Raw genomic sequence first — 12,694 nt, forward strand, 5'->3', positions numbered from 1 at the left:
CGTTTATAGCCGCAATCGCAGGGTAAAGATAAATCGGCGTTTATACGCGCCGTCTGCGTCATAACTTGCCCTCTGAGTGTCCTCGCCGTATGACCAATACGGCTCCGGTACTCAGAGGGCAAGTTATTTAGCATCCGGCACGTCTGGTGGACAAACTCATATAATATGGACATCCTGACCAAAGGAGGTCAGAGATAGAAAACGTCAAGTCCCATTTAACAACATAAGGTCATACGGGTAGAATTACCCTGATGATATAGGAGAGACGGAAAGACCGAGTACAATCTACGCGATTCACACAAAACGCAAAACCGGCGTTTTGGTTCACTGCGTATAAACGCCGATTTAGCGCCCTTCCGTCGCTCCGGCCTCCGAGCCAGAGTGGCGTTGGTTTTACTTTTTTAAAGGCTCCCTCGCCGAGGGAGCTCCCCGCGAAGCGGGGTCAGGGAGTGTTGACCTTGGGTTTTGTTTTTGTTCTGACCTTATCCTCTTCCGCGGCTTGCGCCGCGGGCACTGTGTAGCGCGGAAAACATACGCCACACAGTGCAACACTCCTTCCGACCCGGCGCAAAATCACGCGCCGGCCCACCTCCCTCGGCGAGGGAGGCTTTAAAAGATAAATCGCAATTTATCTTTCCTCGCAATCGCGTAAATCGGCGTTTAGACGTGCGAATAACGAAATAACCGAGGGCCTGCCAAGCGGAGGCGCACTAGTGTGCGGTGAGCATTGGCAGGCCCTCGGTTATGAAGTTAGTCGTGCGTATAAACGCCGATTTACGCCGATTTACAACAGAGGGGGAAGGTCCTCATGTCAGAGACCTTCCCCTTCTGTGCGGTTTATGGCCGGCATGGTAGCCATAAAACTTTATCGACAGCCGCCTTTGGCGGTCAATCTTTTAAAATTTGGCGAAGCGAGCTCCGAATTCCTCGCACTGTTTTATTCCATCTTCATCGGGAGTCAGGTTGATGATCAGCCCCGTTTCAAAGAGCAGGCAGCCGTCGTCCGCCATTCTCTTCTCCCAGTTCCTCATCCACTCGCCGTCGCCCCAGCCGTAAGAGCCGAAGAGCGCCACCTTTTCGCCGGCAAGCCCGGATTCTATCGAAGAAAGGAACGGTTCAAACTCGCACTCCTCAAGAACTTCGGCCCCCATCGAAGGGCAGCCGAGAGCGAACTTCTCATAATCGTTCACGCTCTTATTACCGAACTCCGAGACGCTGAATACCTCTGCCCCGACGTTTTCCGAGGCTATGCCCTTGGCTATGGCCTTCGCCATCGCCTCGGTGTTTCCCCCCGCGCTCCAGTAGATCACTGCGATTTTACTCATTTTTCTTCCGCCTTTCTTTTATCTGTGGACTTCTAGCCGAATGTCGGTACTACGTTCAAAAGCTGCGCCATTTCGCATCCCGCCTCGAACTTATTGTAAAAATACTCCGTGCACCTCTTATAGCGCTCAAAAAGGGCGAGAGCGCTCTCTCTGTCGCCGTAGACCTTCCACGCGCCGCAGGCTTTGCAGCCCTCTCCCCTCTTTTCGATGAATCCCCTGACGTCTTCCAGCGGATAGCCTAGAAAGACTCCGATCTCATGGGGAAACTCGCCGCACGTAACAAGACGGCTCTTCAGAGCGGCTATCTTTTCCGCGATGTCGGAGCCGGCGGCATATCCGCAGCCCTCAAGGAAGCGTTCGGCCTCGGCGGTGAAGAGCCCGCGCAGCATATCCGCGCGGTAGACGAAGATCAGGGCATGGCTGTCGCACCGGCAAAGGACCTCCATACTGATGCCGTAAGGAGCGAGTTTTGCGCGTGTGACGTCCATATTGCCGTCCGTACTCTGCCCATTCGTATGATGCCACGTAAAAAGGTTGGCGGCCTTTATCCCCGCCAGCGTCGGAGCGCAGTGAAATGTGATAAGCGATTCCAGAGAATTTTTTACCATCAGCCCCGCATCTCCCTTTTAATATTTGTTAGCGTCCGCTAACCAACGCGAATATAATACATTAGCATAGGCTAACTTGTCAACAGGCAATTTTATCCAATATACTATTCGCAGTACAAATAAAAGAGACAGACTGAAAGGCTGCGGGACAATATGAAACTGGTAAGGATAAAAAACAGCGGGCACGAGAAATTCCCCGAAGCGACGGCGCTCTATGCGGCGAGCTTCCCCCTCCATGAACGTCGTGAGGACGAAAGCCAACGCGCCGTGCTTGACGACGAGGAATATCACTTCAACCTTCTCTTCGAGGGAGAGACCTTTCTCGGCCTGCTCCTCTGCTGGGAGACGGAGAGATTCATCTACGTGGAGCACTTCTGCATCCTGCCGGAGATGAGGGGCAAAGATTACGGCGGCAGGGCGCTGGCGCTGCTCTCAAAGAGGGGGCGAAGCGTCATCCTGGAGATAGACCCGCCCGAAGACGATATCTCGATCCGCAGGAAGGCTTTCTATGAGCGCTCGGGATACCGCGCGAACGGATTTACACACGTCCACCCGCCGTACAGGAGAGGCTTTGACGGACACCGGCTGGTCGTCATGTCCTCTCCCGCGCCGCTGTCGGATGACGGATATAAAGACTTTTTCCGCTATCTCTGCGAGCGGGTCATGAAAAACGAACCGCGTTAAGGAAACCACCAAGAGCCGCAGAGATACAGCCGGCGCTCGTTTTTCAGCGGCGCGCCGGCATGTCGTTAAAAGGTTTCGCTATAGTTCAAATGTACCGACAACCGCCGTGTGGTCGGAGGGCCTGTCCATCGCGCGCAGGCCGCGTTCCACCCTCACGCCTTTGCATAGCTCCGCGGCGCTCTCGGTCCCCAATATGTGGTCTATCCGCCAGCCGATGTTCCGAGAGAGAGAGTCCTTGACGCGGTAATCCCAGAAGGTGTATTGCCCCTCGCCTGGTAGGTGTTCGCGGAATATGTCCACCAGCCCCCACGACATCGCCTGCGCCAGAGCCTCCTTCACGTCCTCGTGAAAACAGACGTGATCCTTTTTGTTTTTCGGATTCGTCACGTCGATATCGGTCGGGGCGACGTTCAGGTCGCCAAGCCAGACCACCTTGTCGGAGGAGCTGCATTTTCTCTCCAGCAGCCGCTTCACGCGGCCGATGAAGCGCAGCTTGTAGAGATAGTCGGGGTTGTCTATCTCCTTCCCCTGAGGTATGTAAGTGTTGAGCACGGTAAGGCCGCCGAAGCGGACACGCGCCACGCGCGCGTTCTCCGACTCTTCGCGCCCCTCCTCGCCCTCGTCGCAGAGGCCGAACTCAAATTCGTCCGGCTCGGCGCGCGAGACCACGGCAACGCCGTTGTAGCTCTTCATTCCCTTGAATACGCAGTGATATCCCTTATCCTCAAAGAAAGCGGCGGGGAAATCCTCGTCGCGGCACTTCGTCTCCTGCAAACAGAGGATGTCGGGGGCGTTCTCCGAGGAGAGCCATGTATCGAGTATCGGCAGGCGGCTCTTTACTGAGTTCACGTTAAATGTCGCTATGTCTGTCTTTGGCATTGTCAGCACCTCATATACGTTATTTTGATGATTAGATTATAAGGCACGCGGCCCGCCGCCGGAATAGCCTATTTACATTTGTAATGGTACTATTACCGCGTATTTAATCCTTATTTTGAGGTGCGAAAAAATGCCACAGACGACGGCGGTTAAGGCAAAAGAATATCTTTCGCGGGACGCCCTTTCCCATATCGACATGCTGGAGGCGATCGACAGGGGCAGCGCAGATATCCTCTACGCGGAGCGCGGCGGCGTAATCCTCATCGAACGGGAGAGCCGAAGCTGCATGATCTCCGTAGACGAGATCAGTATATGCGAGGAACTGCCCTCTCTCGGCAGTTATCCGCAGTACGCGGCGCACCAAAGGGATGCGGCGGCATATATCACGCAGGGACGGAGTTTTCCACATTCTCTCACCGTCTGCCAGGCCGCCTATCTGGAGAAAGAGCCGCCTCGCGCTTTGGAGGCCGATATCCGGCCACTGACAGAGGAGCAGGCGGAAACTGTCTTTCACAGCTACGAGGCGATGGACGATCCGGCGTATATCAGGGAACTGATCTCCCGCGGACAGATGTGGGGCCTCTTTAAGGACAGCCTCTTGGCGGGCTTCATCGGCGAACACCTCGAGGGCAGTATGGGGCTGTTGGAGGTCCTTCCAGAACACAGAGGGCGCGGATACGGATACGCGCTGGAATCGTTTCTCATAGGGCGCACGCTGGCACGGGGAAGTATCCCCTTCTGCCAGGTCGTGACCGGCAACCGCCCCTCGCTGGCGCTGCAGAAAAAGCTGGGGATGGCGATTTCTAAAGGAAAGACATACTGGCTGTTTAACTGAAAAGGACAAAAAATACGCCCGGCAGTTCACGGCGTTCTGCCGCAGGCTACCAGGCGTTGGGGTACGCCGCCTTAGGCGGCGCGTCCTCCAGCTTAGACGACTTTTTATTCAGGTTCTGGTATATACCGTCAATCAGTCAGTTTATAGACCGCCATCAGCTCGGCGAAAAGCTCTATGCCGGCGTCGGCTTTTCTCGCCGCGGAATAGCTGAATTCCACGTGGTCTTCCTGGCCGCCCTTGGTCGGGATGGAGTCGGCGCTGACCTGCATCGTCATGCCGCGCAGTTTATCGAGCAGCGCCGAGACGCGCGGCGTTTCGCCGAAGAGCTCCGCAACGTCCCAGCCCATCTCCGCGAGGATCACGCTGAGCAGGTCCATCACGTATCCGACCTGCGTGTTGCTGCAGTTGCAGCCCATGACCGCCTCAAAGGTGCCGTCTTCAAGCTCGAAGAGGTTGGGATTGTCGCAGGTGATGTTGTTTTCAAAGTCAAGTATCCCGCGGATGAATTCCACAGTCTCTTCGCAGGCCGCGAGCTTGTCGCGGTCCACCTTGCCGGCGGCGGCTTTGCGGTAATTTTCAAAGAGTCTCTGGAATCTGATGAAGGAGACGACGGCGATGCTCTGGCTCATCGTCGAGCCGTTCATCTGGGCGAGGACCTCTTTGCATTCAAGCGTGAAGGTCTCCGCCATGCCCTTCGCGCGATAGGCTTCGGCGGCGGGCACGACTTTGCCGTCAACGATCGCTCTCGCGCCGGGAAGCCCAGCGACGGTCATGATGTTCTGCGCGATCGGCGCGAGGTCGCTGAGTCCCGTGGAGCCGTCGCCGTGGACCGCGGGCGATATGCCGTTGTTGAACATATCGAGCAGTCTTTCGATCAGCGACACGCGCACGGCCGAAAAGGCGCGGCAGAGGATGTTGGCGCGCAGCAGGAGTTCGGCGCGCGTCACCTCGGCGGGAAGAAAGTCGCCGAATCCAGCGCCGTGGACGTAAGGCAGCGTCTTGTTCCACTCGATATGCTTGTCTGGCGGCACCGGCACGTCCTTCAATGCGCCCAGGCCTGTGTTGATGCCGTATATGGTCGGCGCTCCCTCTTTAAGCCATTCGTCTATCTGTCCGCGGCTCTTCTCGCAGCGCGCGCGGGCTTCGTCTGAAATTTTTACCTGAGGATGCTCGTCGCTCAGCATTTTGGCGACGTCGGCAACTGTCAGGCTGTAGCCGTCCAATATGTATGTTCCCATAATGATGCCTCCCCTACTTCAGTGTCCCGACGGCGGCTTCCACCGCTTTGAGGATCACGCCGTCAGCCGTCAGACGTTCCGCCGCGATCATATCCGGCGCGACGAAGCGGTTCTCGTCCATCATGGAGATCTCGCCGCGCAGGCATTTATGCGCCGCGGCCGTGCCGGCGCCGCAGGGGTAGCCGGGTATCTTCGCGTGTACGATGTCGAGCGCCTGCGCCGACATCAGGATCTCCACGGCCATTACGCGGTTCAGCTTCCTGATGAGTTCAAACAGTTTGCTCACCGAGTAATAGGCGAGAGAAACGTTTTTCCTCTTTATCGCCGCCGCCGGCAGCGCCAGAAGCTTCAGTTCCGCCGTCTCCGCGGCCTGCGTCGACTGTATGATGGGGAAGCCGTAATTGATGCCAAGTTCGTCGGGAACGAGGTTCATCGGCAGCCCGTATGAAAGGCGCGTATCGCAGAGGCGGAAGCTGCGGCGCTCGCTGGTATGGGCAAGGTCGGCCAGCGCCGTCGCCAGCGCGTCCATCGCGTATTCCGTCCTGTAAAGAGTATGCGCGTGGCTGTTCCAGTCGGAGGCGACCTGCGCGGCGCACCAGTGGAAGATGTCGCGCACCCCGCCGTGCGTCTGCGGCGTCGCGCGCACGCAGATGGCGTCCTGCACCCTCGGCTTCTTATCGTAGCCGAAGGCGTAGCGGCCCTCGTCGGTGGTAAGTTTCGAGCCCGCCGTGACGCGGCGCACATTTTCCGCCGATTCGATCTGTCCCGGATAGGGGCGGCCCAGCTCCTGGAGTCGCTTGTCGAAAGCGCCGAGCTCTCCGCGGATGGCTTCGAGGTTCATCGATACCGCGACGTCCGCGGTCTTTATCGCGCGTCCAGCGACGGCGCAGATATACATCGCCATACCCGTCGTCACACAGTTGCTTTTAGCGACGAAGTCCCTCTCTTCCACGGGCAGTTCTCCACCGGTTTCCAGAGCCTCGGCGAGCATCTCCGCCAGCGTCCCTTCATCCGCGTCCTCATAGGGCAGTTCGGGCAGGACCTGCCCCTTCAGGCGTTCTTCCGCCGCCTTCTGAAGCTTGAGGCAGCCCTTTTCCGCCGCACCCTCGGCCAAAAGTTCAAGGATGACGGCGACGCAGCCGTCGGGAAGCGTCTCCTTCTTTGTGCAGCATTCCGTGTTGACGACCGGTTCACGTGAGCCGCCGCGGCGAGCCGCCAGGATATCGTCGATCCACTGCAAATTTTCCAACTCTTCGCACCTCCAAGATAATAAAAATCCGGCAATCTGACCTCTCCGCCATTTTCTCTCCGGCATTTATCGCGAAGAAAGCCTTCCGGTTGATTTCTGCCTTTGATTCTACAAAACCTCCGTCGAAAATTTATAGAATTTTTATAAAAAAAGCGTCTAAAACCAGAATTTTCACCCTGATTTTGACGCGAAACTGACGCGTATCAAATAGGCGCGTTTGCGGCAAAGGCCGGTTCAGGATAAAATATAGGACATAAAATCAGGCTGGTTTTACAAGGGATCTGCGAAAGGAAATTTCGATGGGGACAAAAGTGGTCAGGATAAAGTTGATGGGCGCACCTGAAATAGCGATCGACGGCACCCCCGTCAGACTGCCCTTCCGTCAGGCCGACGCGCTGATCTATTACCTTGCCGTTACCGGCTCCGCCGCTAAGACAAAGCTCTGCGACCTCCTGTGGGGAAGCAAATGCACCGACGAAAAGGCAAAATCCAATCTGCGCAACACCGTCTATGTGATCAGGAAAGCGTTCGGCGGCGACTTCATCGACGAACCGGCACGACAGACGATGGCGCTGAATCCCCGACGCCAGATAGAAAGCGACCTTCAAAGCTATATGGAGGGCGAAGCCCCTGACTGGGAAGACTTCCTCGGCGGTTTTTATCTGAAGGACAACGAAGAATTCAGCGAGTGGACCGAGGCTACGGCGCGGCAGGTCAAAGAGAGCTACTGCCGGCGGCTCAGGGAAAGGATAGCGGCGGCCTACGACGCGCGCGACTTCACCCTCTGCCGTTCGCTCTGCGACTCGCTCGCCGGCGCCGATAAGTATGACGAATACGCCTGCCGCCGCCGGATGATGATGCTGAAAAGCGAGGGCAAAGAGGCGCAGGCGCAGAAAATATATGAAGAGCTGAGAAAACTTTTGCGGGACGACCTCGCGCAGGAACCTGAGGCCGAAACGACGCGGCTCGCTCGCGAAATAAAAAGCCGCCCGCCCCGCGCGGCGCGGCCCGACCTCGGCATTGAGACGAGACGCGCCGCCGCGGGAGCGGGGTTTTTCTACGGACGCGAGGCGGAGCTGGCAAATATCTCTCGCACGCTGCGCCTTTTCATGGGAAACGCGCCCGCCGCGAGCATCGTGGTAAAGGGCGAAATGGGGATCGGAAAGTCCGCGCTAATGGAAGAGGCGCTGCGCCGCACGGCGGCGGGCGACGCCGCGCTGATATCGGCACGCTGTTATCAGGCGGAAGAGAGCTTTCTGCTCAAACCGTGGTACGACATTTTTGAACAGCTCCTGTCATCCCTATCGAACGACGTCTCCGAGGAGGCACGCACGCTGAGAAAAGCGGTGACTTCGCTCTTCCCGAGCGCGGATTCCGTCGTCGCGCCCGCAGACGAACTTTTCTCCGCCTGGGGAGAATATTTTCTCGTCCGGGCGCTTGTCAAGTACTGCGCCGGCAGCCGCCTGATCCTCAAGATAGACGACATCCAGTGGGCCGACCCCGCGAGCCTCGCGCTGATCCGCAACATCGTCACGATGGACAAAAACCGAGCCATCCTCTTCGTCATGGGCTGCCGGAACGACGCCCCCGCAGCGACGGAGCGGCTGACGAGCGGCCTGAAATTGGCGGGTTTACTGGAGGAATACGATCTGGAGCGCTTCACGCCGGAACAGACCGCCGACTTCGCGAAGAAGTTCCTGCCGCGCCGCGGCTTCGACGCCGCATTCGGCAGTTCGCTCTTTCGCGAGACGGAGGGCAACCCGCTCTTCATAACGGAGACGCTGAACAACATATCCTTCAGCGGCTCGCTTGCCGGCTTCACGCCGAAACTGGGCGACGTCATCCGCCAGCGCATCCTCGGCGTCGAAGGAGAACCGCGCAAGGCGCTCGACCTGATCTCGATGATGCCGGACGGCGCGGCCTTCGAAACGCTGGCGCGCATCTCCGGCAAAGAGCCGGCCGGGCTCGTGGATGATCTCGAACAACTGATAGAGCGAAAACTAATCCGCGAAGAGGCGGCCTCCGGCGGCGTCATCTTCCGTTTCAGCCACCAGAAGATCAGGGAATACACATACGAAAACATCCCCCTCGTCAGAAGAAGGCTGCTGCATGAAAAGATCGCCCTCTACTTTGAGAGCACCCTGGCCGCGCAGCCTCACGGCGCTTTCGTCTTCCCGAAACTCATCTATCACTTCGAGAAGAGCCGCCTGCTGAAAAAATATCTCGAATACGTCATAAAGAATATCATCGGCTACCTCAACATAACGCAGGAATACTTCCCCACCGGCGGAGACGCCGCCCAACCGCTCATACTGAGCGGCGAGAACGGCGTATCCGTGCTGGACATGAACAACATCGAAAGCTATTTCCAGAGCGTGGAGCGAAAGATAACGGAGGACCCCGCCCCCTTCCGCGACGAAGAGGGGCAGGCGCTGCTTTCGGAATTCTACGTCCTCCAGGCCAGGCATTACACCCATAACCTGGGCTACGCGCGCGCGCGGGAGTGCATCGCGAAAATCCGCGAGATCAACGGTTCCTGCGCGACGGCGGCGCAGCGCGGATACATTTTAAAGGCCAACTATCATCTCAGCTCCATCTGCATGGACAGGATGGAGATCGCGCTTCTGCTGCGCACCGCCGACGAATCGGCGCGGCTCGCGGAAATAGACGGAGACCGCAACTGGAAGGCGGCGTGGCTGCGCATAAGCGGGATGTCGCGCGCCTTTGCGGGAAACTACGGCGAGGCCGTCCGGCTGCTGGAAGAGGCGGCGGCGCTCTTTTCCTCCTTCGGCGATACGGCGGCGTACCGCTACTCCCTCTGCGCCTGTTACGCCTGGCTCGGCGAGGCGAAGCGGAACCAGTTCGATTTCACGGAGGCCGAGCGCTGGCATGAACGCGCGGTCGGCCTCTGCCGCGAGGCCGAGGCGCGCGGAGGCGCGGCGCTTATTTACACATTATACGCGCAGTCTCTCGCCGACAGCGTGCTCTCCGGTCACGAATGCGACGAGGCAAAGCTGCGCCGCGTCCTGAAAAGGGCCCGCGCGTTCTTCGACAAATTCCATCTGCGCTGGTATCGCGGCGTCGCCTGCGCCTATTCCGCGCTCGCCGCCTGCAAAGCCGGCTCTTACGAAGAGGCCGCCGACTGCCTTGCGGAGGCGCGCGCCGCCGCGGAGCTTCTCGACAGCGATTACGAACGCTGCGTCGCGGACCGCGTCTCGGCGCAGATCAAAGCCATCCTCGCGCAAAACGGCGAAGGCACGGAAACGCTGGCCGCTTTAGTCAATGAAGATATCGAGTTCTATAAGGAAAGGGCGCTCCGTGTGACGGAACGCCTCTCGCTGCCGATAGAAAAAGCCTGCCTCGAAGGGCTGTAAAAACAGCGGACGCCGGACAAGCAAGACGCCTCTTTTGAGTTATGCGATTTTGTTATAACAAAATCAATTAACGTATCGTTCAAAGAGGCCCATGTATATGATGCCGGTAAAGCCGGCGCTAATCTTCTTTTGCGGAATTTTTGGGGAATACTTCGCGGATCGATCGTAAAAACAGCGGGAGAGCGTGGTTTTCGTTATTTGCCCTGTAATAGCAATTCATGGAAATGACGCAGTCTGGGTCTTCGAGCGGTATGATCGTGCTGTCGTGCAGGTTGATAGTCTTCTCGCCGAAACAGAGGGGCACCACGCTGACGCCGCCGGATTGCAGGATCGCCGTTTCAAGGGTGTTCATCTGGTGGGGGAATCGTACTTTTTTAGCCTCGACGCCGCGTTTTCGCATTAAAGAAAGAACAAGTTCCGTAAAGTTCGTGATCGAATCGTTCTCGTCCTCTACGGAGACAAAAAGGTCGTCCTTAAATTCGTCGAGCCTGACCGACGAACGCCCAGCCAGGCGATGTTCCAAACTCATAGCGACGGCCAGCCTTTCCCGGGCGAACTCGTATCTGCATATTTGGTCGTTGATCTCATCGATACTGATCGTCATGCTGATGATGGCGATATCCGCTTCTCCGTTGCACATTCCTATAAAACAATCTATCGGCTGAAACGACTTCGCCCTCACCTCCACGTTGGGAAAGGTCTTCGCAAAATGCGCCTTGATCGGGTCGATATATTTTTCGGCCCAATAATAGGGGCTGTTTATCTTGAGCGTTCCGCTTATATCTATCCCGTCATTGCATGAGGTCAACCGCTTGATCTGTTCGTTGGCGCTGTTGAACGCTTTCAATATCTCCTTGAAAGATTCATAGACAATCTGCCCCGCGGGAGTTATGCTCACGCCCTTCGTATTGCGGATGAAAAGCTTTGCGTCCACCATCTCTTCAATTATGGAAATATGCCTGCTGAGAGCGGGCTGTGTAATATACAGATGATTAGCTGTCTTTGTGAAGTTCAGATTCTCGGCTAAGGTCACATATTCCTCGATATAGTTCAGCTTTATCATGATATGCCGTTATCTCCTTCATTTTATTCATTATAACGGAGAACACCGCTAATTATAACGAAGAACGACGACTGTTACAAGCGGCGGCTTCAAATGCGGTTTTATCCCCCTCGCGGCGCTGGCTATACGCTCCCGTTATATCAACGTCAATAAAAGAATTTCACTAATGCCGCAGATTTGAGGATAATGCTCGTGAAGAAAATAATTAACTTAAATCGTTTGAGAAGGGGGTATACGTTCGTGAAATTCAATAAATCTTTCATCCCATACGGCGGATACTATTCAACGCCGTTCGCTCGCTGGAACGGATCATTGAAGGCTGAAAATTCAGTGGTGCTGGCTGCGGACACGGCAAGAAGGTGGTTTGTGGAAAAGCAGATCGATCCGACCGTGCTGGATTTTATCTACTATGGGATAACTACGGCTCAGCCGTTGTCGTTTTACTCTCACGTCTATTCAAGCGCGGTCATCCTCGACCGCAAGAAAAACATCCCTGGGATACAGGTGAGCCAGGTATGCGCGACCTCCTGCACGACCATGGGGTCGGCGGCGGCCGATGTTGAAAACGGAGCCTATGAAACAGTATACGCTCTGGCGGGAGACCGCTGCTCCAGTACGCCTCTGCTGGTGGTGCCCAGCCCGAATAACGGCTCGGTGGTCACGGAAAATATCGTTACCGACAATTTCAAGCGCGACCCGTCGCCGGGCGCGGGCTTGGCGATGTTCGAGACGGCGGAAGCGGTGGCGAAGCAAGCCGGCATAACCAGAGAGGAATGCGACGATATCGCGCTTCTCAGATATGAGCAATATTTGGATGCGACGGCAAACGGAAGGGCGTTCCAGAAACGCTACATGTATCCTGTGGAAATAAAAGAAAGAAAGCAGATAAAGCGGATCGACGCCGACGAGGGAGTCGCCGCCAGGACAAAAGAGGGCCTGGCCGCCTATAAAACGGTCATTGAAGGCGGAGTGCTGACAAGCGGCAGCCAATGCCACCCCGCCGACGGCAACTGCGGCGTTATCGTAACGACGAAAGAAAACGCCGGTAAGCTGAGCGCGGACGGCACCGTAACGGTTCAGATCATATCCTACGGCGTGGTCAGGGTCGCCCCCGGACGCATGGCTTCCGCGCTGGTCCCCGCGCTGACGCTGACGTTAAAAGACGCCGGCATCGGCGCAGGCGAACTGAAACAGGTAAAAACGCACAATCCCTTTATCGTAAACGACATCTACCTGGGAAAAGAGATGGGAATAGACCAAAAGCATATAAACAACTATGGCTCTCCCATGATCTTCGGGCATCCCCAGGCGCCTACCGCCGGCAGGGCCATCATCGAGCTTATCGAAGCCCTGGCCGTACAGGGCGGAGGCTATGGCGCCTTTACCGGATGCGCGGCCGGCGATCTCGGAGCCTCCTTGATCGTCAAAGTGTATTAGTT

10 protein-coding genes are annotated in these 12,694 nt (G+C 56.8%); 4 read left to right on the forward strand and 6 right to left on the reverse strand.

Annotated features, from left to right (window positions below; genetic code table 11):
- Positions 1 to 896: 896 nt before the first annotated feature.
- Together CLOEV_RS08730 and CLOEV_RS08735 are read right to left on the reverse strand one after the other, a co-directional pair.
- Positions 897 to 1,325, reverse strand: a complete 429-nt coding sequence (locus CLOEV_RS08730) for a flavodoxin (protein WP_034443208.1) — start codon at positions 1,323 to 1,325, stop codon at positions 897 to 899.
- A gap of 32 nt (positions 1,326 to 1,357) precedes the next feature.
- Positions 1,358 to 1,933 (reverse strand): DUF3793 family protein, encoded by a 576-nt coding sequence (locus CLOEV_RS08735; protein ID WP_034443210.1) that lies wholly within the window; start codon positions 1,931 to 1,933, stop codon positions 1,358 to 1,360.
- A 153-nt stretch (positions 1,934 to 2,086) separates the two neighbouring features.
- Between CLOEV_RS08735 and CLOEV_RS08740 the strand changes: the two genes are divergently transcribed.
- A complete protein-coding gene (locus CLOEV_RS08740; RefSeq protein ID WP_034443212.1) occupies positions 2,087 to 2,617 on the forward strand; it encodes a GNAT family N-acetyltransferase in 531 nt (176 codons plus the stop codon).
- Positions 2,618 to 2,695: 78 nt separating this feature from the next.
- On the opposite strand, the gene xth is transcribed toward CLOEV_RS08740, so the two are convergent.
- The gene (gene xth / locus CLOEV_RS08745) at positions 2,696 to 3,496 is read right to left on the reverse strand and encodes an exodeoxyribonuclease III (RefSeq protein ID WP_034443214.1); all 801 of its coding nucleotides are present in this window, start codon (positions 3,494 to 3,496) and stop codon (positions 2,696 to 2,698) included.
- A gap of 130 nt (positions 3,497 to 3,626) precedes the next feature.
- On the opposite strand from xth, the gene CLOEV_RS08750 reads away from it, so the two are divergent.
- The gene (locus CLOEV_RS08750; RefSeq protein ID WP_051485000.1) at positions 3,627 to 4,331 is read left to right on the forward strand and encodes a GNAT family N-acetyltransferase; all 705 of its coding nucleotides are present in this window, start codon (positions 3,627 to 3,629) and stop codon (positions 4,329 to 4,331) included.
- A gap of 128 nt (positions 4,332 to 4,459) precedes the next feature.
- Here the strand turns inward: CLOEV_RS08750 and CLOEV_RS08755 are convergent, their stop codons facing one another.
- Positions 4,460 to 5,569, reverse strand: a complete 1,110-nt coding sequence (locus CLOEV_RS08755) for an aromatic amino acid ammonia-lyase (RefSeq protein WP_034443216.1) — start codon at positions 5,567 to 5,569, stop codon at positions 4,460 to 4,462.
- Between the two features lie 13 nt (positions 5,570 to 5,582).
- A complete protein-coding gene (locus tag CLOEV_RS08760) occupies positions 5,583 to 6,818 on the reverse strand; it encodes an aromatic amino acid lyase (RefSeq protein WP_034443218.1) in 1,236 nt (411 codons plus the stop codon).
- 299 nt (positions 6,819 to 7,117) lie between these two features.
- Between CLOEV_RS08760 and CLOEV_RS08765 the strand changes: the two genes are divergently transcribed.
- Positions 7,118 to 10,192, forward strand: coding sequence for an ATP-binding protein (locus CLOEV_RS08765; RefSeq protein WP_034443220.1), 3,075 nt, complete (start codon positions 7,118 to 7,120; stop codon positions 10,190 to 10,192).
- Positions 10,193 to 10,310: 118 nt separating this feature from the next.
- Here CLOEV_RS08765 and CLOEV_RS08770 read toward each other — a convergent pair whose 3' ends face one another.
- Positions 10,311 to 11,255 (reverse strand): LysR family transcriptional regulator, encoded by a 945-nt coding sequence (locus CLOEV_RS08770; protein WP_034443222.1) that lies wholly within the window; start codon positions 11,253 to 11,255, stop codon positions 10,311 to 10,313.
- 240 nt (positions 11,256 to 11,495) lie between these two features.
- Here CLOEV_RS08770 and CLOEV_RS08775 point away from each other — a divergent pair, with 240 nt between their 5' ends.
- Positions 11,496 to 12,692 (forward strand): thiolase family protein, encoded by a 1,197-nt coding sequence (locus CLOEV_RS08775; protein WP_034443224.1) that lies wholly within the window; start codon positions 11,496 to 11,498, stop codon positions 12,690 to 12,692.
- Positions 12,693 to 12,694: the final 2 nt, after the last annotated feature.

The organism is Cloacibacillus evryensis DSM 19522 (assembly GCF_000585335.1).
Classification (GTDB): Bacteria; Synergistota; Synergistia; order Synergistales; family Synergistaceae; genus Cloacibacillus; species Cloacibacillus evryensis.

What these genes read in the sequence shown, in the direction of transcription:
- CLOEV_RS08765 (WP_034443220.1), top strand. Translation starts at nt 7,118, where the DNA reads ATGGGGACAAAAGTGGTCAGGATAAAGTTGATGGGCGCACCTGAAATA.
- CLOEV_RS08755 (WP_034443216.1), bottom strand. Translation starts at nt 5,569, where the DNA reads ATGGGAACATACATATTGGACGGCTACAGCCTGACAGTTGCCGACGTC.
- xth (WP_034443214.1), bottom strand. Translation starts at nt 3,496, where the DNA reads ATGCCAAAGACAGACATAGCGACATTTAACGTGAACTCAGTAAAGAGC.
- CLOEV_RS08750 (WP_051485000.1), top strand. Translation starts at nt 3,627, where the DNA reads ATGCCACAGACGACGGCGGTTAAGGCAAAAGAATATCTTTCGCGGGAC.
- CLOEV_RS08730 (WP_034443208.1), bottom strand. Translation starts at nt 1,325, where the DNA reads ATGAGTAAAATCGCAGTGATCTACTGGAGCGCGGGGGGAAACACCGAG.
- CLOEV_RS08735 (WP_034443210.1), bottom strand. Translation starts at nt 1,933, where the DNA reads ATGGTAAAAAATTCTCTGGAATCGCTTATCACATTTCACTGCGCTCCG.
- CLOEV_RS08740 (WP_034443212.1), top strand. Translation starts at nt 2,087, where the DNA reads ATGAAACTGGTAAGGATAAAAAACAGCGGGCACGAGAAATTCCCCGAA.
- CLOEV_RS08770 (WP_034443222.1), bottom strand. Translation starts at nt 11,255, where the DNA reads ATGATAAAGCTGAACTATATCGAGGAATATGTGACCTTAGCCGAGAAT.